We start from the raw sequence: 20,856 nt of genomic DNA, 5'->3' as shown, positions 1-20,856 counted from the left end.
CTCGTACGTCTTCGCTCGTACGGGTGGAACTGGGACCGGGGAGGCGCGCACGTGCCTCCCCGGTTCGTTTGTGGGGCGTGAGCGACAAGAATCAGGATCGGAAAGGGACCGCGCGCGAGCGGATCCAGCGGGAACGCGAGAGGGAGAAGGCGAACGAGAGACGGCGCCGGGTGCTGATCGTCTCGGCGGCGGTGGTGGGCATCCTCGGTCTCGCCGCCGTCATCGGCGTGATCGCGGCCAACGCCGGCAAGGACGACGGCGGGTCCGGTTCGGGGCCGCTGGTGGCGCCGGCCGGCGCGGAGGGCAAGGACCGGATCGCGATCCCGGTGGGCGCGGGCGACGCCCCCTCCACGCTCACGATCTGGGAGGACTTCCGCTGCCCGGTCTGCGCCCAGTTCGAGAACATCTTCCGGGACACCATCCACGACCTGGAGAAGACCGGTCAGCTCAAGGTCGAGTACAACCTCGCCACCATCATCGACGGGAACATGGGCGGCAGCGGCTCCCTGCGCGCGGCCAATGCGGCGGCCTGCGCCCAGGACGCCGGCAGGTTCGACCCGTACCACGACGTCCTCTTCCAGAACCAGCCCCCCGAGCCGGACGACGCCTTCGGGAACAACGACAGGCTCATCGAGCTGGCGGGCAAGGTCGAGGGCCTCGACACCCCGGCCTTCCGGTCCTGCGTCAAGGACGGCAAGCACGATTCCTGGGTCGCCAAATCGAACACCGCGTTCCAGGAGGGCGGTTTCCGGGGCACCCCGACCGTGCTGCTGAACGGCAAGCCGGTCTTCCCGGACAAGGGCGGTGAGCAGATCTCCGTGGCCAATCTGCGGAAGTGGGTCACCGAGGCGAACAAGGGCAAGCAGCCGGGCACCCAGCGGCCGTCCGTGCCGGCCGCGCCGTCCGGCTCGCCGTAGCCAGGGGTTTCCGACGCGGCCGGGCGGCGGGGGTTCCGCCGCCGTCGGCGCCCGGGGCTGGCGTCTCCGGGGGATTCCGATGCCGTGGGGCAGCGGTCGCCCGGTGGTGGGCGCCGCCGCCCCCGGCACGGGCCCCGGTACGAGCCCCCCCGGCGGGAGACCCGGCGCGTGACCCCGGCACGGGACCCGTTATCCAGACGTTGCCCGGGTGGGTTGCTGCCCCCGCCATGCGGCAGGGTAGCGTCGGACCTGCCATGGAACTTGCCTACATTCCCAGTCCGTCGAGCGGCGCGATCCATCTCGGACCGCTTCCGCTGCGCGGCTACGCGCTCTGCATCATCATCGGTGTCTTCGTAGCCGTCTGGTACGGCAACAAGCGCTGGATCGCCCGGGGCGGCAGAGCCGGCACCGTGGCCGACATCGCCGTCTGGGCGGTGCCCTTCGGTCTCGTCGGCGGCCGGCTCTACCACGTGATCACCGACTATCAGCTGTACTTCAGCGAGGGTGAGAACTGGGTCGACGCGTTCAAGATCTGGGAGGGCGGCCTCGGTATCTGGGGCGCCATCGCCTTCGGTGCCGTCGGCGCCTGGATCGGCTGCCGCCGCCGGGGCATCCCGCTGCCGGCCTGGGCGGACGCCCTCGCGCCGGCCATCGCCTTCGCCCAGGCCATCGGCCGCTGGGGCAACTGGTTCAACCAGGAGCTCTACGGCAAGGCGACGGATCTGCCCTGGGCCCTCAAGATCTCGGAGGGGCCGAACCGGGAGGCGGGCCTCTACCACCCGACCTTCCTCTACGAGTCCCTCTGGTGCATCGGTGTCGCGCTGCTCGTGATCTGGGCGGACCGGCGCTTCCGGCTCGGACACGGGCGGGCGTTCGCCCTGTATGTCGCGGCCTACTGCGTAGGGCGCGGCTGGATCGAGTACCTGCGGGTGGACGAGGCGCACGAGGTGCTGGGGCTGCGGCTCAATGTGTGGACCTCGATCGTCGTCTTCGTCCTCGCCGTGGTGTACATCGTGATCTCGGCACGGATCCGGCCGGGGCGCGAGGAGATCGTGGAGCCCGCGGCCACGGATGACGCCACCGCGGACGGGACCGGGACCGGTGGCGGTGACGCGACCACGACCACGACCGCTGACGCTGACGTCAAGGGTGCCAAGGTCACCAAGAGTGCCAAGCTCACTAAGGGCGAGGCCAAGGCCCAGGGCGCGGAAGCCGGCGGGGGAGCGGCCGGGGGCGGCAGCGCCGACGCGGCCGGGACCACGGACACGAAGTCGGCCAAGTAGGGCTGACGCTCGGCGTACGAGAGGCCGTCAGGGAACATCCGATTCCCTGACGGCCTCTCGGCATGTCCGGGTGTCGGAGCCGGACGTCGGATGTCCAGTGCCCGGTGTCCAGTGCCCGGTGTCGCTGGGCTCGGGTGTGTGCGTGCTCCGGGGCAGCCCGGCAGATGCTCCTCCCGGGTGGCCGGTGGCGGGGTTGCGGGGTGGTCCGGTCCCGGCCGGTGACCTGGTGACCCGGGACCCGTTCGCGCGGCGGCCGTCCGTGCGGCCCCTTCCGTCACACCGGGCTCTCCCGGCGCGCGAGGGCGAGGGTGCGCCGGGCCGCCGCCACGATCGCCGCGTCCACGAAGCGGCCGTCCGGCAGGGCCAGCGCGCCCCCGTCCGTGGCGGCGGCCCGGACCACCTCCGCCGCCGCCTCGATCTCCTGCGGGGTGGGGCGGAAGGCGCGTTCGATGACCGGGAGCTGGCGGGGGTGGATGGCCGCCCGGCCCAGGAAGCCGAGGCCGCGCCCGTGGGTGCAGGAGGCGTACAGCGCGTCGAGGTCGCGGATGTCGGGGAAGACGGACTGCGGCGGGGGCGCGAGACCGGCGGCGCGGGCGGCGATGATCACCCGGGTGCGCGGCCAGTCCAGGGACGAGCCGTCCCGTACGCCGAGGTCGGCGCGGAGATCGGCCTCGCCCAGCGAGATGCCGCGGACGGCGGGGTGCGCGGTGGCGATCTCATACGCGAACTCGATCGCGAGCGCCGATTCCAGTAGCGGGTGGAGCGGCACGCCCGGTGCCAGCTCCGCGATCCGGCGAATGTCAGTGCCGTGTGCGACCTTGGGAACACGGAGAGCGGCGAGGCCGGGGAGACCGGTCAGGGTCGCGATGTCCTGGGGGGAGTTGATGCGGACATGGACGGGCCGTGGCTGTGGGTCGGTGAGCAGTTCGGCCGTGGCGGTGAGGGCGTATTTCCTGCGGTCGGGGGCGACCGCGTCCTCCAGGTCGACGATCACCACATCGGCGCGGGAGGCGAGGGCCTTGCGGACGACCTCGGGCCGGTCCCCGGGGGCGTAGAGATAGGTGAGGGCCAGGGCCGTGCTCGCGGTGCCGGTCGCCTGACTGGTCGCAGCGCTGGTCACGGTACTGGTCGCAGGGCTGGGTGCCGGGCTGGTCGCGGGGTCGATCGCCGGGCTGGTCATAGGGCCCCCTGGGTGCGGAGTGCGCTGATATCGGCCGGGGTCAGGCCGAGTTCGGTCAGGACCTCGTCGGTGTCGGCGCCGTGCGGGCGGCCGGCCCAGCGGATGGCGCCGGGGGTCTCGGAGAGGCGGAAGAGCACGTTCTGCATCCTGAGCGGGCCGAGTTCGGGGTCGGGGACCTCCGTGATGGTGTCCAGCGCCTGATATTGCGGATCCTCCATCACATCGCGGATGTCGTAGACCGGCGCGATGGCCGCCTCCGCCTTCTCGAACGCGGCCAGTGCGTCGGCGCGGGTGCGGTCGGCGATCCAGTCGCCGACGGCCCGGTCGAGTTCGTCGGCGTGCTCCGCGCGTCCGGTGCCGGTGGTGAACCAGGGGCGGTCGATCAGATCGGGGCGGCCGACCAGCCGCATGACGCGTTCGGCGACGGACTGCGCGGAGGTGGAGACGGCGACCCACTGGCCGTCGGCCGTGCGATAGGTGTTGCGGGGGGCGTTGTTGCGGGAGCGGTTGCCGGTGCGCGGCTGGACCAGGCCGAGCTGGTCGTACCAGAGCGGCTGCGGGCCGAGCACGGTGAGGATCGGTTCGATGATCGCCATATCGACCACCTGACCCCGGCCGGTGGTGGCGCGGGCGGTGAGCGCGGTCAGTACGGCATAGGACGTGGCGAGGGCGGCGATGGAGTCGGCGAGCCCGAAGGGAGGGAGTGTGGGCGGTCCATCGGGTTCGCCGGTGATGGCGGCGAACCCGCTCATGGCCTCGGCGAGGGTGCCGAAGCCGGGCCGGTGCGAGTAGGGGCCGAACTGCCCGAAGCCGGTGACCCGGGTGAGGACGAGCCGGGGGTTGGCGGTGTTCAGCTCCGCCCAGCCGAGCCCCCATTTCTCCAGGGTGCCGGGTCGGAAGTTCTCGATGATCACATCGGCGGTGGTGGCGAGCCGGAGGAGGGTGTCCCGGCCTCCGGGGGAGGAGAGGTCGAGGGTGATGGCGCGTTTGTTGCGGCCGAGCATCTTCCACCAGAGACCGATGCCGTCCTTGGCGGGGCCGTGGCCACGGGAGGGGTCGGGGCGTTCGGGGTGCTCGACCTTGATCACCTCGGCGCCGAAGTCGCCGAGCATGGTGGCGGCGAGCGGTCCGGCGAAGAGGGTGGCCAGATCCAGCACCCGTAGCCCTTGAAGGGGGGTGGGGGAGGCGGCGGCGGACGGCGGTTGTGGTGTGCGGGTCATGATGCCTCGTCGATCTCCGGGCGGTACGGCATGGAGGTGGAGGCTCCCGGGCGCTGGACGCACAGGGCCGCCGCGGTGGCGGCCCAGTGGAGGGCGGCTTCGACCGGTCGCCCCTCACCGAGGGCGACGGCGAGGGTGCCGACGAAGGTGTCACCGGCCCCGGTGGTGTCGACGGCGGTGACCCGGGGAGCGGGGACGATGACGGGTTCGGCGCCGCGCCGTGCGTGCAGGCTGCCCGCCGCCCCGAGGGTGATCACCACCTCGGGGACCTGGCGGAGCAGTGCTTTGGCGGCGGCGTGCGGGTCGGCGGCGCCGGTGAGGGCCGTCGCCTCGTGTTCATTGGGCACGAGGAGGTCGGTGACGGCGAGGAGTTCGGGCGGCAGTGGCTGCGCGGGGGCGGGGGTGAGCACGGTCCGTACCCCGTGGCGGTGTGCGGCCCGGGCGCCGTCGATGACGGCGGAGAGGGGGAGTTCGAGCTGGAGGAGGAGGGCGTCGGCGGTGGCGATGAGGGTTTCGTCGCCGGGGGTGAGGGCGGTGACGGTGCCGTTGGCGCCGGGGACGACGACGATCGCGTTGCCGCCTTCGTCGTCCACCACGATATGGGCGGTGCCGGAGGGGCCTTCGGCCGTCCGCAGCAGATCGATGTCGACACCGGAGGCGACGAGGGTGTGCCGCAGCGGGGCGCCGAATTCGTCCGTACCGACCGCGCCGATCATGGCGACGTCCCCGCCGGCACGGGCGGCGGCGACGGCCTGGTTGGCGCCCTTGCCCCCGGGGATCGTGGAGAACGCGCGCCCGGTGACCGTCTCGCCGCGTTTCGGCGCGTGCGCGACATAGGCCACCAGGTCCATGTTGGTGCTGCCGAGCACCACGATGCCGGTCATGGGCGGAGTGCCTCCTGATGGGTGAGGTGGGCGAGGGCGTCGAAGCCGATGCCGTCGAAGTCGGCGACGGAGGTGGCGAGCCGGTTCTTGAGCGGGCTGGTCCAGCGCTCGGGCAGGGCGTCGGGGCTGCCCGCGAGCAGACCGGCGACGGAGCCCGCCGTGGCGCCGTTGGAGTCGGTGTCCCAGCCTCCGGAGACGGCGCGGCAGATGGAGCCGGTGAAATCACCGTCTGCGTGGGTGAGGGCGGCGGCCAGCAGGGCGGCGTTGGGGACGGCGTGGACCCAGTGGTAGCGGCCGTAGGCGATGTGCAGCCGGTCCACGACCGTGTCGAAGTCGGTGGTGGCGCGGGCCTGTTCGATGCCGAGCCGGACGGCGTGGGCGAGCCGGGACGACGGCGGTACGACGGTGAGTCCGGTGGCGAGCGCGCGGTGCGCGTCGGCGCCGGGGCGGGCCGCGGCGGCGATGGTCGCGGCGATGAACATGGCGCTGTAGACGCCGTTGGCGGTGTGGGTGAGACAGGCGTCGCGGTGGGCCTGGGCGGCGGCGGCCCCGGGGTCGCCGGGGTGGGTCCAGCCGTGCACATCGGCGCGGATCGCGGCCCCGATCCACTCCCGGAAGGGGTTGTGGTGGCGGGCGGTGAGCGGGGGTTCGATCCCGGTGAGGAGGTTGCGGAAGGCGACGCGTTCGGCGGTGAAGGTCCGGCCGGGGGGAAGTTCGTCCAGCCAGAGGCGGGCCACGTCGGCGGTGCGGAAGCCGCGCCCGTACCGCTGGAGGAGCAGCAGATTGAGGAGGGGGTAGTTGAGGTCGTCGTCCTCGGGCATCCCGTCGATGTTCTCGGCGAGGGAGGTGGGGGCGGAGCGGCGGTTCCAGGGGTGGGCGTGGGCGACGCGGTCCGGGAGGCCCTTGGCGGTGAACCAGGTGTGGAGGGGCCAGTTGCCGGTGGCGCGGGCGATGGTCCGGATGGAGTCGAGGGGCAGTTTCTCCACGGGTTTGCCGAGCAGGCATCCGGCGGCGCGACCGAGCCAGGCGGCGTGCAGCGCGTCCGGCCCGTACCGTACCCACTCCTTCGGCCCGGCCCGTACCCACTCCTCCGGCCCGTACCGCGTCGGCTCGCCCCCTCCCCGGTCGGTCGCTGTACCTCCCGGGCCCGGCGGTGGTGCCGGTCCGTCGTCCCCCGCGGTCCGGGGCGTACTGGTGCTCCCGCCCCCGCCCCGGGCCGTCCCGGGCCGGTGGGGAGTACGCCCCTGGGGGGAGGTGCCGGGGGCGGCGCCCGGGGGTCGCCGGTGCGCGCGCCGGTCCGGGGCCGATCCCCAGCCGGGGTCCCCCGGGCGGGTGGGCCAGTCGGGGCAGGCGGCCCGGATGGCGGCCAGGCCGGTGGGCTCCCGGTCGGCCTGCGCGCCGGGCAGCGCGTCGAGCCGGTCCAGCAACCGCACGGCCAGCGAGCGGAGTTCGGGCGCCACGGGCGCGGGGGACGCGCCCGCCCGCACCGGGGCGTCCCGCCCGCCGGCCGCCCGCCAGACGGCGGCGACGGCACTCGCGTCCCGCCCGTCCTCCACCGCCTGGCGCAGCTCATGGCCGATCAGGTCCTCCGGCTGGACCCAGGTCAGCCGGAGGGAGTCCGTCATCGGACGTCCGCCGTCAGCCGTCGGTACGCCGACTCGTGGGCGCGGCGGCGTTCCGTGTCCCGTACGAAGATCTCGCGGGCGACCGCCGCCAGCTCCCGCGCGGGGGTGCGCAGATCGATCCGGCTCGCCCCGGCGACCGCGGTCGACCAGTCCCGGGGGACCGCCGACTCCCCGTGCAGGGCCCCCGCGAGCGCCCCGGCCATGGTGGCGATCGAGTCGCAGTCCCGGCCGTAGTTGACCGACCCGAGCACCGCGTGCCGGTAGTCCCCGCCGCTGACCAGCAACATGCCGAGCGCGACGGGGAGTTCCTCGATGGAGTGCAGCCGGGAGGGACGGCGGGCGGCGAGGGAGGGGGCGCGGTAGTCCGGGCCGACGGTGTCGAAGGGCGCGACGGCCGCGCGGAGCGGGGTGAGCGCCGCTTCGAACTCGGTGTGGCGGGTCGCGGCCTCGGTGACCGCCTCGATCGCCGCGCGGGTGCCGTCCTTCGCCAGGGCGAGCGCCGCGTCCACGACGGAGCCCGGGGTGGCGTCCGGCGCGCAGGCCGCCGCGACCGCCGCCGCGAAGACGCCGGCCGCCTCGCGCCCGTACGACGACTGGTGCGCGCCCGCGATGTCCAGCGCCTCGGCGTACGCGCCGGCCGGGTTGGCGGCGTTGACCAGGCCCACCGGGGCCATGTACATGGCCGCGCCACAGTTCACGATGTTGCCGCTGCCCGCCTCGCGCGGATCGACATGGCCGTAGTGCAGGCGGGCGACCAGCCATTTCTCGGCGAGGAAGATCCGCTGGACGGGAAGTGCCTCGGCGTCCAGCTCCGGGATCCAGCGGGGCCGCGAGATGAGATCCGGGACCAGATGGTCGGCCACGGCGTAGGCGTCGAGGTGGTCCCGGACCGTCCCGTACACCCGGATCAGCGCATGGGTCATCAGGGTGTCGTCGGTGATGTGCCCATCGCCCTTGTGGTACGGGGCGATGGGGCGCGCGGTGCGCCAGTCGTCGCCGTGCCAGGGGCCGACGATGCCCTGGACCCGGCCGCCGTGGCGTTCGGCGATCTGCTCGGGGGAGTAGCCCTCGACCGGGCCGCCGAGCGCGTCGCCGACGGCCGCGCCGGTCAGACTGCCGGTGATCCGGTCATCGAGGGTGGTGGTCGCGAGGGTCGGCGAGGCGAGGATCGTCGTCATGTCGGAATTGTCCACCCATGGGGGTCTGTTCCCCGGGTGCGAGCCGCCCGGCGAGTTCCACCAGATCCGTGCCCGCGAACCGGGGCAGCGCACAGCCCGCGAGTGTCCGGCAGGCATCCCGCCAACTGCCGGGGATCGCCGCCCCGCCGCCGAGCGCGCCGGTCAGCGCCCCCGCCAGGGCGGGCGCCGAGTCCGCGACCCGGGACAGACAGGCCGCCGCCGGTACCGCCTCTGCCACCCGGCCGCGCGCCGCCGTCGCGATGGCCAGCGCCACCGGAACGGTCTCCGCCGCGGCGATCCCGTAGCTGTAGACGTGGTCCACGATCTGATGCTCCAGCAGCGGGATCAGATCGAAGGCCGCGTCCGCGCCCCGGGCGAGCCGGACGGCGTGCCGGGCGTTCCGGCCGATCTCGGTGGCGGCCGGGAGCTGGGCCAGCGCCGCGTCCACCGCGCCGTCCACATCCGCCCCGCCGAGCGCCGCGGCGACGGCCGCCGCCATGGCGCGGGCCCCGTGCACCCCGTCGCCGTCCTGCGTGTAGCGGGCGTCGAACTCCGCGAGCCCGGCCGCCGCGTCCGGCGCGCCCGGATGGACCACCGCCAGCACCGCGGCCCGGACACAGGCCGCGTCATCGAAGTAGTGCGGATTGTCGTGCCCGGTCGCGGGTGGCCGCAGTCCGGTGGCGAGATTGCCGAGACCCGCCCGTACGGAGATCCGCGCCCGCAGCGGGGGTACGGCGGACTCCACCTCGGGGGCGCGTGCGGCGGCGGCGGCGATCTCGCCGGCGAGTGAGTTCCAGGCGTGGTCGACGGCCGCGCGCAGCCGCCGCCCGGGGCTGAGCCCGGCGAAGAGGTCCGCCGTGAGCACCGCCTCGGCCGTGAACGCGGCCCACTCGGCGTCGTCCGACGGGCCGAGCCGCAGCGGCTCCGGCGGCTGGTTGAGGGCGATCGGCACGGGCAGGGTGGTGGTCGCGTTCTCCTCGGCGAAGGTGTCCAGTTCGCGGGTGAGCCGCCGGGTCCACCGGGGCATCCGCGCCGCCCGGTGCCGCGCGGCGGGCCACCCGGCGGCGTCCCCCGCGGCCAGCCCGAGCAGCAGCCCCTCGACGGGTCGACGGTCCCCGTGCGCCCGTGTCCCCGGCGGAGTGACCTGCTCCGGTGCGGGCGCCTCGCTCCGTGTCGTCGTCATCGCCGCCCGCTCCGTACGCGCGTGATCATCGATGCCCCCTCCGTGCGGTCGTCACCCTCGCCCTGACCATCACCATCAGCCCCATCGTCATCACGCGGCCTCCGGTTCGTCGTCCGGCGTCAGCAGCTCGGCGATGTCCAGCACATGCTGCCCCCGCATCGACGGCAGACAGCTCCCGCGCACCGGGCCGATCGCCGCCGCCCACTCGGCCGGGATCGCCGCGACCCCCGAGACCGCCCCGGCCAGCGCACCCGCCACCGCCGCCGTCGTATCCGCGTCACGGCCCATGTTGACCGCCGTCAGCACCGACGTACGGAAGTTCCCGCGCGCCGCCGCGAAGGCGCCGAACGCCAGCCCCACCGCCTCCGGCGCCAGATCCGTCCAGGGATAGCCGCCGATCACCACCGATGAGCGCACCGCCCGTTCCATCGTCAGCGTGTCCGGGTAGGAACGCCCCGCCGTGATCACCCCCCGGCGCAGCGAACGCGCCGTCCAGGAGTCCATCGGGATCACCGAGAGCGCCGCGCCGATCACCCCGGCCGGTCCGGCGCCCGCCATCGCCGCGGCGACCCCGGCCGCCACCGCCCGGCCGCCGTAGATGCCCTCGCCGTCATGGCTGACCGTGCCGTCGATCGCCACCAGCCGGGCCGCCTCCCGGGGCCGGCCCGCCGCGAACACCCCGAACGGGGCCGCCCGCATCGCCAGACCGTCGCTCCAGGCGTGCCGGTGCTGCGCCGAGATGGGGGCGGCGAGCCCGCGCCGCAGATTCTCCAGCGTGCCGCGCTCGCTGAACCCGGCGCCCCGGAACGGCCCCTCGTCCAGATCGGCGATCCAGTGGTGCCACGCCTGCTCCACCTTCGCCACCGTCAGCGCCGACCCGTGCCGGGCCAGCAGCAGCCCCGAGAAGATCGCGTACTCGGTGTCGTCCGTCCCGGCCGGATCGTCGGAGACGAACCCCTCGATCCTGCCCCAGCGGCGTCGGATCTCCGACGGCCGCAGATTCTCGGCGGGCGCCCCCAGGGCGTCGCCGACCGCGAGCCCCAGCAATGCCCCGGCCGCCCGCGCCCTGAGCACCCCGACGGGTGGCGGCGGTGGGGCGGTGCCGGGTCCGAGCGACTCCGTCGGACCGCATACGGTCAACTCCATGGGGCGGGCCCCTTCCACGCGCGCGAGCCTGGTTCTGCCTGTCTGCATCTGTGCCACACGCGACCCGACCCAAGTCGGAGAAACGTCCCTGTTCACCCCAATCGGTACCCGCTCGACCCCAGGTAAGTAAGGCCATACTTGCTGGCACGGTCCTTACATCCCGCGTATTTTCGATGGTGTTCGAGACGCTTGTGAAGTTCTGGGGAGAGTCGTGTCCATCATCGAGACCGAGGCCGCGCTGCACGTGGCGCACCGCGACAACCACACCCACCGTGACGTCAACGGTGGCTGGCTGCGCCCCGCGGTCTTCGGCGCCATGGACGGGCTGGTCTCCAACCTCGCCCTGATGACCGGCGTCGCGGGCGGCGCCGTCGCCCAGCAGACCATCGTCATCACCGGCCTCGCCGGGCTGGCGGCCGGCGCGTTCTCCATGGCGGCCGGTGAGTACACCTCCGTCGCCTCCCAGCGGGAACTCGTCCAGGCCGAACTGGAGGTCGAACGGCGCGAATTGCGCAAGCACCCCGTGGACGAGATGGAGGAGCTGGCCGCGCTGTACGTGGCCCGGGGCGTCGAGCCCGCGCTCGCCCGCGAGGTCGCGATGCAGCTCTCCAAGGACCCGGAACAGGCCCTGGAGATCCACGCCCGCGAAGAACTCGGCATCGACCCGGACGACCTCCCGTCCCCCACGGTCGCCGCCGTCTCGTCCTTCGCCTCCTTCGCCCTCGGCGCCCTCCTCCCGGTCCTCCCGTACCTCCTCGGCGCCACCGCCCTCTGGCCCGCCGTCCTCCTCGCCCTGACCGGCCTCTTCGCCTGCGGCGCCCTGGTCGCCCGGGTCACCGCCCGCAACTGGTGGTACAGCGGCCTGCGCCAGCTCGTCCTGGGCGCCGGCGCGGCGGCCCTGACCTACGGCCTGGGCGCGTTGCTCGGCGCGGCGCTCTGAGGTTCGCGGGGAGTACGGGGGGTGCCGCGGCCCGGCCCGCGCGCCTCTCCGCAGGCTGCGCGCCGCTTGTGAGTGCGCCCACCGACGAGGAAGCGGCTCCGCCAATTCCGCAGACCCTGCACCTGGACCCAGCACAGGAACGCCGGCTGCTCCAGACGCTCCCGCTGTTCGTCGGGCGCCGGGCGGACACTCAGCTTGCTCGATCCATCGGGGTCGAGACGGCCCCGCCCTCGTTGTGGGCATGTCTGAGAGTCATCTGAGGGTCCACGAGGGCCGGGCCGGATGGGAGGCCGCCAGAAACCGTGCGCCGACATCACCTCTACGGAGTTCAGCGCCTGGCACTCGGACGCCCTCAGGTTTGCGGTGTACGTCAGCAGGAGAGCCCAGGCCCACTCGATCGGATGCTGAACCGATTGCTCGGAAACTTCAGCCAGCACGAATTGGGAACCGGGGCGAGGGTGCGGACACTTAACGGTGTGGACTCCCCCTTAAATGAACGGGTCCGATCAGGCGATCGGGCGGCGTTCGCCGAGATCTTCGACCAGCACGCGCGCGTGGTCTACGCCCATGCCGTCCGGACGACGGGCGACTGGGCCCTCGCTGAAGACGTCATGTCACTCACGTTCCTGGAAGCCTGGCGCTTACGCGGCAAGCTCCGCGAGGACGTGAGGAGCGTCCGTGGCTGGCTGTTGGGCATCGCAACCAACGTGATACGCAACACCACCCGCACTGCGCGCCGGCACCGGGCCGCGATGTCCCGGCTGCCGCCCCCGGAAGTACTGCCCGACTTCTCGGACGAGGTGGTCGGGCGAATGGCCAACGAACAGCATCTATCCGCCGCGGCCAGGGCCCTGAAACGCTTGAAGAAGGGCGAGCGCGAGGTTTTTACCCTCGTCGTGTGGTCCGGCCTGGGATACGCGGCCACCGCCGAGGCGCTGGGGATCCCAGTGGGCACCGTACGTTCCCGGCTCTCACGAGCGCGCGAGAAGCTGCGCCGACTCGTTGAGGAGGAACTGGAACCGGCTGTGTGCTCCGGGGAACCGCAGACCGGCAGCGGACACATATCGGATAGCCGGGCAACCTCTGCCCGCGCGTCCCACAGGAGGAGCAGATCATGAACCCGGAGCAGCAGGAGCGGTCTGATCGTGAACGTGCGACCCGCGTCCTGCCACCTGTTGACCATCCGGAGCTCACCCCCGCCCGGGTGCATGCCCGCCGACAGCACCTCCTGAACGAATTCGGCGGCCATGCCTCGCGCTCCGCCCCGATCCGCAGACTGTTTCCCGGCCGGCGCATGGTTCTCGTCCTGGGCGCCGCGACGGCGGTCGGCGCGACCGTCTTCGCACTTGGTCTGGGCACCGACGGCACCACCGCCCGGCAGGACGGGCCGCCCGCGTCGGCAGCCTCGGTGCAGTGGCTGGAGAAGGCCGCCCTGGCCGCCAACGCGAAACCGATACTGCCGGTGCGCGCCGACCAGTACAGCTACGTCAAGGTGGTCGGCCACACGACGGTCCTGTCCGAGAAGGAGGGCGGCGGCATGGAGCGTCTGCGCGAGGACGAGAGCATGGAGCAGTGGACGTCCGTGAACGGTAGTGAGCGCACCATGCAGCGCAAAGGAGGCAACGACCAACTGCTGCCGGACCCCCAGGGCAAGGCCAACCTGAATTCACCTACGTACAACTTCCTCGCGGCCCTGCCGACCGACCCCGCTGTTTTGCTCAAGCGGATCCACGACGACGCCGTGAAGAACCACGGAGGGGGCTCGGATTCCACGACCGGCCCCGACCAGCAGGCATTCGTCACCATCGGCGATCTACTGCGCGGCTCAGTAGCGCCCCCAGCAACCACCGCCGCTCTCTACCGTGCTGCCGCCCTCATCCCCGGAGTCGTCACCGTCCCCGACGCCGTGGACGCCACTGGACGCCATGGAACGGCGGTCGCCCGGGTGCACGACGGAGAACGCACCGAGTGGATCTTCGACAAAAGCACGGTGCGCCTCCTCGGCGAGCGCACCGTCCTGACGAAGGACAACGCCTGGGGCAAGGCCGGCACGGTAGTGACCTCCGTCGCCCTCATGACGAGCGGCATCGTCGACCGGGCCGGACAGGTCCAGTAAGTGCCCGCCGGCGCAATAGCCGCGATATCCGCAGGGGTGAGTCAGCACAAGATCGCACATCGAGACAATCGGAGCCTATTAGACGACAAGTTCGATCGTTCTGCTACAAGCTCTGTCGAAGTTGCTGTGCAGTTCCTGTGACCCGTCCGTTGTGGCTCAGCACAGGAGAGGCGGTATGCGCATTACACGGTTCCTCGTTCCCGTCGCGGCGCTCTGTGCCATGACCGCTGGCGCGACAACCGCCAACGCACTACCCGAACCGGCACCGGCTCCCGAAGTAGGTTTCCTCACACCAGAGGCCGAAGCACAGTTACAGCATGAGTTCTCCCATTCCACACCTGTCGTCGCTACGTACCAGGGGAGGGAGATCAATCTCGCGGAGGACTGGCAGGGTGCCCAGGCATGTACCGAGGTGCCAAACGGAAGAGTCCACTGCTATGCGACCGCCGAGGAGGCAAACCGGGCTGCCGCCCGCGTAGCCCCAACCAGCATGACGCAGGTGAAGAACCACTCAGTCTCACTGACAGCCCGGGGTGCGCTCGCTTCTGCTGCCAGCGATGACTGCCGCAGCCCGTTTGTCTGCCTCTGGGAGCACTCGAACTTCACCGGCCGCCGGCTCCAGTGGTCGAGCGCCGGCACCAAGCAGCTCGGAGACTGGGGCTTCAGGGACAAGGCCAGCTCCGGCTGTGTGAATCGCATCCAGGGCGGTGCGTCGGTCTACGACGCTCGCACCGCCCTACCCGATCCCTATATGTCCCTCGCCAACCTCTACTGCTACGACTTCACCAGGGCCAACTACCCGACCGGCGGCAACTGGAACGACAAGGCCGACTACATCAAGCTCTGACCGCCCGCCCTCCTCGGCGCCACCGCCCTCTGGCCCGCCGTCCTCCTCGCCCTGGCCGGCCTCTTCGCCTGCGGCGCCCTGGTCGCCCGGGTCACCGCCCGCAACTGGTGGTACAGCGGCCTGCGCCAGCTCGTCCTGGGCGCCGGCGCGGCGGCCCTGACATACGGCCTGGGCGCGCTGCTCGGCGCGGCGCTCTGAGGTTCGCGGGGAGTACGGGGGGTGCCGCGGCCCGGCCCGCGCGCGCCCCGCAACGCTTATGCGCGCCGTGCCCGCCACCGGTACGGAGCCGTCCCGCGTGCCTAGCATGAGCGGGTCGCGAACAGGACGGAGCGGTGATGGCACAGACCCTGACCATGTATATGACCGGCGGACCGGTCCGGATCCCCGCCACGATCCGGGCCGTTCGCGAGGCCCTGCCCGCCGATCACCGTGACGAGTTCACCGCCGAGGCGGAGACCACCGATGTCGGTGACCTCCCGATGCTGCTGGCCAGCTGGGTGATGCGGATCCCCACGGAGCACGACGCCGATGAGGAGGCTCTGATCGCCCGGATCCGAGCAGGTGATCTCTCCGGTGTCACATTCCCCGACGACCTCACCGACGAGTACCGGAGCGCGGGTTGAGCGGCCTACGGGTGGCCTTCACCAACGAGGCCAACGCGGGCCGCCACGCGCTGAAGGCGGAACACCGGAAGACCTTCGACGCCGGGATCGGCGCCATCGCCCGTGATCCGTACGGGTGCGGATCGGTGGCGGTGCGGGGCAACCGGGAACGGAGGGACGCTACGGTCGGATCGGTCGCGTTCATCCGTTACGAGGTCAGCGTCTCGGTCGTCACGGTGACCGTCCTCCGTGTGGTCCCGACCCCGTAGGCGATCGCGCCCCGGAGCCTCCTTGTGCGCCGTCGGTGGTTACTCGTTCGGGGCCGACGCCCGGGATGCCGGCGCAGTCGGTGCCCCGGCGCTCCGCACGGACCCACCTTGTGGACCTGCGCTCTTGCGCCCGACGGAAACTCGGATGCGGGGGCCGCACCGCCGCCCTAGGCTGCGGTCGCGGCGGGGACGGTGCGTCGCGTCGGCAGTCAGTGGATCGGAGATGCACGGGGTATGACAAGTCAACTGTTCGCGATCTGCTTCAACGCGACCCAGCCTGCGGGCCTGGCGCGGTTCTGGTCCGGGGTCCTGGACCGGGAGTTGGCCGGCGGTCCGGACGACGACAACACGATCCTGCCCCCTGACGCCCACGGGTTCCGCATCCGCTTCCTGCCGAGCCAGGAGCCGAAGATCGGCCAGAACCGGGCGCACTTCGATCTGACGAGCGCCTCCCCCGAGGATCAGCAGGCGACGGTGGCCAGGGCGCTGAAGTCCGGCGGGAACCACATCGACGTGGGACAGCTCCCGGAGGACACCCATGTGGTGCTCGCCGATCCGGACGGCAACGAGTTCTGCGTCATCGAGCCGGGCAACAAGTTCCTCGCCGACACCGGCTCCATCGGAGCACTGGCCTGCGACGGCACCCAGGCGGTCGGCTACTTCTGGAGCGAGGCACTGGGGTGGCCGCTGGTCTGGGACCAGGACGAGGAGACCGCGATCCAGTCGCCGAACGGCGGCACGAAGATCACCTGGGGCGGTCCTCCGGTCGCACCGAAGACGGGCACGAACAGGCTCTTCTTCGAGCTGGCGCTCCCCGCCGACGCCTCCTGGGAGGCCGAGGTGGACCGCCTCATCTCGCTCGGCGCGACACGCGTCGACACCGGCGAGGGCGACGACCGCCGGGTGATGATGCTGGACCCCGACGGCAATGAGTTCTCCGTACGGAAGACTCGGTAGCGGGGCTGTTGTCGGACGGGCGGATTTTCAAGGTGTCCGCCTGCCGGGATCGGTCAGCCGCCAGGTCCCGTCGGCGGTGATGGCTGGGCGCGGCGCTGCCGGTCTGTGACGGCGCTGTCCGGACTGAACCCGGCTTGACTATCCGCCTGGGCCAGAGGCGCAACTGAGAGGAACAGCACCCGTGAGTGAATGGCACCTGGCCGAGATGTTCCGCAGCTCGTCCGGCGATGTCCGCTGGGGCAGCCTCGGGCAACCTGGCCAGGATCCGGTGGTGCTTCTCCATGGCACCCCCTTCTCCTCGTACGTCTGGCGCGCTGTCGCCCGTTCGCTCGCCCGCCGTCACCAGGTGTTCGTCTGGGACATGCCCGGTTACGGGGCATCGGAGATGTCCGCCGGCCAGGATGTCTCCCTGGCTGCTCAGGGCAGGGTCTTCTCCGAGCTCCTGACGCACTGGGGCCTGGAGAATCCCCTGGTGGTCGCGCACGACTTCGGCGGTGCCGTCTCCTTGCGGGCGCATCTGCTGCACGGCGCCCGATACCGCGCGCTCGCTCTCATCGACCCGGTCGCGCTGGCGCCGTGGGGTTCCCCGTTCTTCCGTCTGGTCGGTGAGTACTCCGAGGTCTTCGAGCAGCTACCGCCCGCACTGCACCACGCCCTGGTGCGCGAGTACGTGAGTTCGGCCAGTAGCCCTGGCCTGCACTCGGCAGTCCTCGACCAACTCGTCCGGCCCTGGCTCGGTGACCTCGGCCAGGCGGCCTTTTACCGGCAGATCGCCCAGGCCGACCAGCTCTACACCGATGAGGTGCAGGACCGGTACGGCGAGATCAACATCCCGACGCTGGTGTGCTGGGGACAGGACGACACCTGGATTCCCGTAGCGAAGGGACGGGAACTCGTCGCCCGCATCCCGGGCGCGCGGCTTGAGTCAATCGCCGGTGCGGGCCATCTTGTGCAAGAAGACGCGCCCGCCGAACTCACAGCCACTCTCATCGCTTTCCTCCAGAACCCGCGCTAACGACCAACAACCCGGTGAACCATCCCGTTCACAGCACCAACAGGGGTCAGGCGTGCTCCACCTCTGCCAACAACATGCGGAGCGTCAGCGAGTGCCTTGCCGGGGGCAGGGTTTCCAGGGCGTTTCGGGCCTGCCGTACGCCGCCGACCGTGTCCCCCGACCTAGCACGCATCAGCCCACGGTGCATTTCGAGATGGGTGGCGAATCGTGGCAATTCCTTTGGCAGTTCACGCCGTGCCGCTTCCTGGGCTTCTGTCGCCCGCCGTTCGTCGCCGAGCCGGGCGAGAAGCAGGCTGAGGAAGACATTCATCCGCCAATACGGCACGGCGTAGTCAGATGTCTGCTCATAGGACGCCGCAGCGTCGAACACCTGCCGTCCCCGGTCGATCAGGGTTCGCGCTGACCCGAGATCACCTCGGATCGCTGCGGCGTGCGCCTTGCCCATGATCGCGGTGAGGAGTCCCAGCGAGGGCTTGCCGCTCAGCGCCATGGCCTGGTCGGCGAACACATCGGCCACGCCGAGCGCCGCCCCTTCGTACCCGAGGGCGATGGCGGCTCGTCCGCGCACCCATACCCGCGCCTGTTCGTCCCCGGACCGGTCGGCGGCGCTGGCGGCCATGCGGTACCAGTTGACCGCCTTGCTGCCGTCGCTGCCCGGAAACGTCTTGGCATAGAGCGTCATCAGCCGTGCGGCCACGGACCAGAGCTGTGGTCGGTCCAGTTGCTGCTGCACGGTGACCAGCTCACCGACCACACGGCGCTGGATATCGGCGGCACCGAGGCTCATGTAGTCGGTGCCGTAGGTGGTCAGCCTGTCCTCCCATTCGTCCACGGAGGGGCCGTCATCGGCCAGTCGGGCGGCGAAGCCCGTGGTGAGAAGGTCGGAAGCCACCAAAGGGGCTATGGCGGTGGCGCTCACGTCACTGATGAAGGTACGTCGGTTCACTTCGCCCTCAAGGATGGCCAGGGGAACATCGAGAACCGCTGCCAGGCAGCGCAGATAAACCGTTACCCCTTCATGGTCGCGATCTCACGCGCCCGATCCTCCAACTCATGCACTGCCCGCATTCGGCGGTAGGGCTTGATGCGACGCTGCATCGTCTCGAAGTGTTCGTCGCCGCGTGCGGTCGACAGCATGGCGTAATCGTCCAGGAAGACATTCCACGTCATGCACGCCTCTTCCATGTGACCGTGCTCGAATTGGCGCTGCGCGAGTACGGCGTGGGAGTGGACACGTCCCTGTCGCTCCTGCTTGGGCTGGGCCCGGATTGACGCCTTCATGGCTTTGATCGAGCCCGGCAGGTCTCGCCCCTCATAGAGGACGTGTGCCACATGGAATTGGTAGGCGGACTGGTCGTAGCCCCCGATCGCTTCCCGGCGGGTGTCTGCTTGCGACAGCGCTTCCTCGGCTTCGGCGAGGCGGTGGAACGCGGCCCGTCGATCGCCGACCATCGCGGACGCGTGTGCCTGCTGTCCGCGCAGGAAGGCGACGAGCCTCGGCCCCGCGACCGGAGCGGCCTCGGCCGCCGAATCGGCGAGTTCCAGTGCCTTCCCGCCGTGGCGCAGACTCGACGCCTGGAGGCTCATGCCCCGCAGGGTCCGGCAGTACGTCAGATGGTCCTGGGCCTCGCGGGCCAGCCGTAGAGCCTGCGTGTAGTACCGCTGGCCGAGTCCGTGCGCGCGTTCGTACATCGCCATCCACCCGGTGAGATACGTCAGGTCAGAGGCTGCGGAGAGCATGTCCCGGTGTACCTCCTCGGTGGCCCGGGCCTTCAGATATCCGGCGACGGTGTTGACGAGGAAGGCGGCAGCCATGGGCCGGGCGTGCCCGCCGCCCAGCTCATCGAGAATGTCCGCGATCTTGTCCGTCATGCGCCTGACGGTCTCGACCTCACCGCGCCCGATGTGGCTTGTCGGCCTGGTGATGCGCTCGCGATCGTCCGCGTGTGCCGTATCCGCGAAGACGGGCACGGCGAGTACGGCGGAATAGATGCCTGCGGCGACAACGCCACGACGAGACGGATCCATGTCAGCCTTTCCCAGGGAGCCATGAGGCACTCGGAAGTGCTGTTGCCGCTCACTATGCGGCGAGGAGCACCCGGGTGCGTTCGTTGAAGTCGGCGACGAGTGGGTGAGTTCCGAAGGGGACCATGCGACGCCGTACGTCCGCGACGGCTTCCACCGCGCGGGAGGACTTCACCCGTTGGGCGAGATTCAGCGTTCTGACGCCTGCGGAGTGGGCCGCTTCGAGGTCGCGGCGCTGGAGGTGGGTGACGGCGAGTGCCGCTTGTGACATGGCTCCGCGTCGTGCGCGATTCTGTTCGCGGGCGTGCCGGATCGACTGGCGCGCGTGTTCCGCCGCGTGGTCGGCCTGGTCGACGTCCCGGAAGGCGTTGGCGTATTCGCCGTGGAGATAGGCCGCGTCGATGAACTTTGCCCATACGGGTTCGATGGTGTGGTCCACGCGGGAGAACGCCTTCTCGGAGGCGAGCACCGCGTGGGTCGTGGCGGACTTGTCGCCCATCGTCGCGTGCGCGCGTGCTTCCAGGGCCCATAGATCGGCTAGGCATGCCGCCGAGTCCGTGTGGGCCAGGCCGTGTCGGCCGGACTGGGCCAGCCTCCGTCCCTCGGTCGGGTTTCCGGTCAGCGTGGCCTGGTCCGCCATGCCCGCGAGGACGTGTGCGCCCAGAGCGGCGTCGCTCGATTCCTCGGCGAGCCGGAGGGCTTGGATCAGGTAGCGCTGTGCTGTGCCCTGCTCTCCGTCGTCGAAGGCCATCCAGCCCAGCAGATAGGTCTGCTCGGCGACGGCCGCGCAGAGCGGGCGGCGTACGTCGTCCGCGTAGGTGCGGCGCAGCAATGGATAGACGTGCTCATTCATGTACTCCGTCAGGATCAGACGCCCTGAACCCCCACCACGCATGACGTCCGTGTCCTGAAAGGCGGCGAACATGTTCCGGACGTTCGTCACGTCCTCCAGCCGTACCCGGGGACCGCGTTGTGGCTCCTGGTCAAGGGTGTTGAGGAGCCAGTCCCGGGACGGCCCGATGCCTGCCACTGCCGCGAACGGTGAGGCTGCCAGGAATTTCCTGCGATCCATGTCGGCTCTCCCAAGCTCCGTCACTGACTCGACCGTCACGGCCCACGATGGGCTGTAGTTCAGCGGGCGGTCAAGGTCGGGTTCCTCGCCCAGGCCGAGGTCGTATGTCGTGACGCGTCTGCCGAAGTGCTCCGAGAAGACGTCCGCGATGAGCCCGGGGAGCGGTTGCCGGACCTCCTGGCCGCTCAGCCATCGGCGCACGGCAGTCGCGTCAGGATTGATGTGCCGGTGGCCGCTTTCCAGGGCTCGAACGTGGACGCGTCTCGCCAGTTCGCCCCGGCTCAGCAGCGCTCGGGTGAGTGCGCTGGTCAGCAGGTGGTTGGGTTCCTTCACTCTGTCCCATCCTTCCGACGAGAGTCGAAGTGCCAGGGTTTGCCACCTCTGGTGAAGCTACCCC

The 20,856-nt window shown here is 71.1% G+C and carries 19 protein-coding genes and 2 pseudogenes; 11 read left to right on the top strand and 10 right to left on the bottom strand.

The features are described from left to right. Nucleotides 1-77 precede the first annotated feature (77 nt). Nucleotides 78-917 carry a DsbA family protein gene (locus tag ACH4S7_RS01255; RefSeq protein ID WP_398518961.1) on the top strand — a complete coding sequence of 280 codons (840 nt, stop codon included), beginning with the start codon at nucleotides 78-80 and terminating at the stop codon, nucleotides 915-917. Nucleotides 918-1,171: 254 nt separating this feature from the next. Continuing rightward, nucleotides 1,172-2,200, top strand: a complete 1,029-nt coding sequence (lgt, locus tag ACH4S7_RS01250; protein WP_398518960.1) for a prolipoprotein diacylglyceryl transferase — start codon at nucleotides 1,172-1,174, stop codon at nucleotides 2,198-2,200. Between the two features lie 274 nt (nucleotides 2,201-2,474). Here the strand turns inward: lgt and ACH4S7_RS01245 are convergent, their stop codons facing one another. From ACH4S7_RS01245 to ACH4S7_RS01215, 7 genes are all read right to left on the bottom strand, one after another. After that, nucleotides 2,475-3,380, bottom strand: a complete 906-nt coding sequence (locus tag ACH4S7_RS01245; RefSeq protein WP_398518959.1) for an HpcH/HpaI aldolase/citrate lyase family protein — start codon at nucleotides 3,378-3,380, stop codon at nucleotides 2,475-2,477. Beyond that, nucleotides 3,377-4,600 (bottom strand): CaiB/BaiF CoA transferase family protein, encoded by a 1,224-nt coding sequence (locus ACH4S7_RS01240; RefSeq protein ID WP_398518958.1) that lies wholly within the window; start codon nucleotides 4,598-4,600, stop codon nucleotides 3,377-3,379. Before ACH4S7_RS01240 ends, ACH4S7_RS01245 begins: the two co-directional genes overlap by 4 nt. Beyond that, nucleotides 4,597-5,484 (bottom strand): ribokinase, encoded by an 888-nt coding sequence (gene rbsK / locus ACH4S7_RS01235; RefSeq protein WP_398518957.1) that lies wholly within the window; start codon nucleotides 5,482-5,484, stop codon nucleotides 4,597-4,599. The genes ACH4S7_RS01240 and rbsK overlap by 4 nt, the downstream gene beginning before the upstream one ends. Then, nucleotides 5,481-7,109, bottom strand: a complete 1,629-nt coding sequence (locus ACH4S7_RS01230) for an ADP-ribosylglycohydrolase family protein (protein ID WP_398518956.1) — start codon at nucleotides 7,107-7,109, stop codon at nucleotides 5,481-5,483. Before ACH4S7_RS01230 ends, rbsK begins: the two co-directional genes overlap by 4 nt. Beyond that, nucleotides 7,106-8,287, bottom strand: a complete 1,182-nt coding sequence (locus ACH4S7_RS01225) for an ADP-ribosylglycohydrolase family protein (protein WP_398518955.1) — start codon at nucleotides 8,285-8,287, stop codon at nucleotides 7,106-7,108. The genes ACH4S7_RS01230 and ACH4S7_RS01225 overlap by 4 nt, the downstream gene beginning before the upstream one ends. Further along, a complete protein-coding gene (locus ACH4S7_RS01220; RefSeq protein WP_398518954.1) occupies nucleotides 8,238-9,470 on the bottom strand; it encodes an ADP-ribosylglycohydrolase family protein in 1,233 nt (410 codons plus the stop codon). The genes ACH4S7_RS01225 and ACH4S7_RS01220 overlap by 50 nt, the downstream gene beginning before the upstream one ends. A gap of 90 nt (nucleotides 9,471-9,560) precedes the next feature. Next, nucleotides 9,561-10,616 (bottom strand): ADP-ribosylglycohydrolase family protein, encoded by a 1,056-nt coding sequence (locus ACH4S7_RS01215; RefSeq protein WP_398518953.1) that lies wholly within the window; start codon nucleotides 10,614-10,616, stop codon nucleotides 9,561-9,563. Nucleotides 10,617-10,827: 211 nt separating this feature from the next. Here ACH4S7_RS01215 and ACH4S7_RS01210 point away from each other — a divergent pair, with 211 nt between their 5' ends. The 9 genes and pseudogenes from ACH4S7_RS01210 to ACH4S7_RS01170 all read left to right on the top strand — a co-directional run bounded on the left by ACH4S7_RS01210 (nucleotide 10,828) and on the right by ACH4S7_RS01170 (nucleotide 17,362). Next, a complete protein-coding gene (locus ACH4S7_RS01210) occupies nucleotides 10,828-11,556 on the top strand; it encodes a VIT1/CCC1 transporter family protein (RefSeq protein WP_398518952.1) in 729 nt (242 codons plus the stop codon). Nucleotides 11,557-12,032: 476 nt separating this feature from the next. Further along, on the top strand, nucleotides 12,033-12,674 hold the full coding sequence (locus ACH4S7_RS01205; RefSeq protein ID WP_398518951.1) for an RNA polymerase sigma factor: 642 nt from the start codon (nucleotides 12,033-12,035) through the stop codon (nucleotides 12,672-12,674). Continuing rightward, on the top strand, nucleotides 12,671-13,672 hold the full coding sequence (locus tag ACH4S7_RS01200) for a CU044_5270 family protein (protein WP_398518950.1): 1,002 nt from the start codon (nucleotides 12,671-12,673) through the stop codon (nucleotides 13,670-13,672). The genes ACH4S7_RS01205 and ACH4S7_RS01200 overlap by 4 nt, the downstream gene beginning before the upstream one ends. Nucleotides 13,673-14,171: 499 nt before the next feature. Further along, a complete protein-coding gene (locus ACH4S7_RS01195) occupies nucleotides 14,172-14,519 on the top strand; it encodes a peptidase inhibitor family I36 protein (protein WP_398518949.1) in 348 nt (115 codons plus the stop codon). Nucleotides 14,520-14,522: 3 nt separating this feature from the next. Next, nucleotides 14,523-14,717 (top strand): annotated as a pseudogene (locus tag ACH4S7_RS01190) (VIT1/CCC1 transporter family protein); the annotation flags it as partial. 137 nt (nucleotides 14,718-14,854) lie between these two features. Then, nucleotides 14,855-15,142 (top strand): hypothetical protein, encoded by a 288-nt coding sequence (locus ACH4S7_RS01185; protein WP_398518948.1) that lies wholly within the window; start codon nucleotides 14,855-14,857, stop codon nucleotides 15,140-15,142. Continuing rightward, nucleotides 15,139-15,390, top strand: a complete 252-nt coding sequence (locus ACH4S7_RS01180) for a hypothetical protein (protein WP_398518947.1) — start codon at nucleotides 15,139-15,141, stop codon at nucleotides 15,388-15,390. Before ACH4S7_RS01185 ends, ACH4S7_RS01180 begins: the two co-directional genes overlap by 4 nt. A 234-nt stretch (nucleotides 15,391-15,624) precedes the next feature. Further along, a complete protein-coding gene (locus ACH4S7_RS01175; RefSeq protein WP_398518946.1) occupies nucleotides 15,625-16,347 on the top strand; it encodes a VOC family protein in 723 nt (240 codons plus the stop codon). A gap of 181 nt (nucleotides 16,348-16,528) precedes the next feature. After that, nucleotides 16,529-17,362, top strand: a complete 834-nt coding sequence (locus tag ACH4S7_RS01170) for an alpha/beta fold hydrolase (RefSeq protein WP_398518945.1) — start codon at nucleotides 16,529-16,531, stop codon at nucleotides 17,360-17,362. A gap of 46 nt (nucleotides 17,363-17,408) precedes the next feature. Here the strand turns inward: ACH4S7_RS01170 and ACH4S7_RS01165 are convergent, their stop codons facing one another. The 3 genes and pseudogenes from ACH4S7_RS01165 to ACH4S7_RS01155 form a co-directional block, all read right to left on the bottom strand. After that, nucleotides 17,409-18,323 carry an XRE family transcriptional regulator gene (locus ACH4S7_RS01165; RefSeq protein WP_398519987.1) on the bottom strand — a complete coding sequence of 305 codons (915 nt, stop codon included), beginning with the start codon at nucleotides 18,321-18,323 and terminating at the stop codon, nucleotides 17,409-17,411. A 47-nt stretch (nucleotides 18,324-18,370) separates the two neighbouring features. After that, a pseudogene (locus tag ACH4S7_RS01160) lies at nucleotides 18,371-19,405 on the bottom strand (hypothetical protein); the annotation flags it as partial. A 37-nt stretch (nucleotides 19,406-19,442) separates the two neighbouring features. Beyond that, nucleotides 19,443-20,792, bottom strand: a complete 1,350-nt coding sequence (locus ACH4S7_RS01155) for a transcriptional regulator (protein WP_398518944.1) — start codon at nucleotides 20,790-20,792, stop codon at nucleotides 19,443-19,445. Nucleotides 20,793-20,856: the final 64 nt, after the last annotated feature.

Source organism: Streptomyces sp. NPDC020965, from assembly GCF_044333555.1.
Classification (GTDB): Bacteria; Actinomycetota; Actinomycetes; order Streptomycetales; family Streptomycetaceae; genus Streptomyces.
This window is presented reverse-complemented; position numbering and strand designations above follow the sequence as displayed.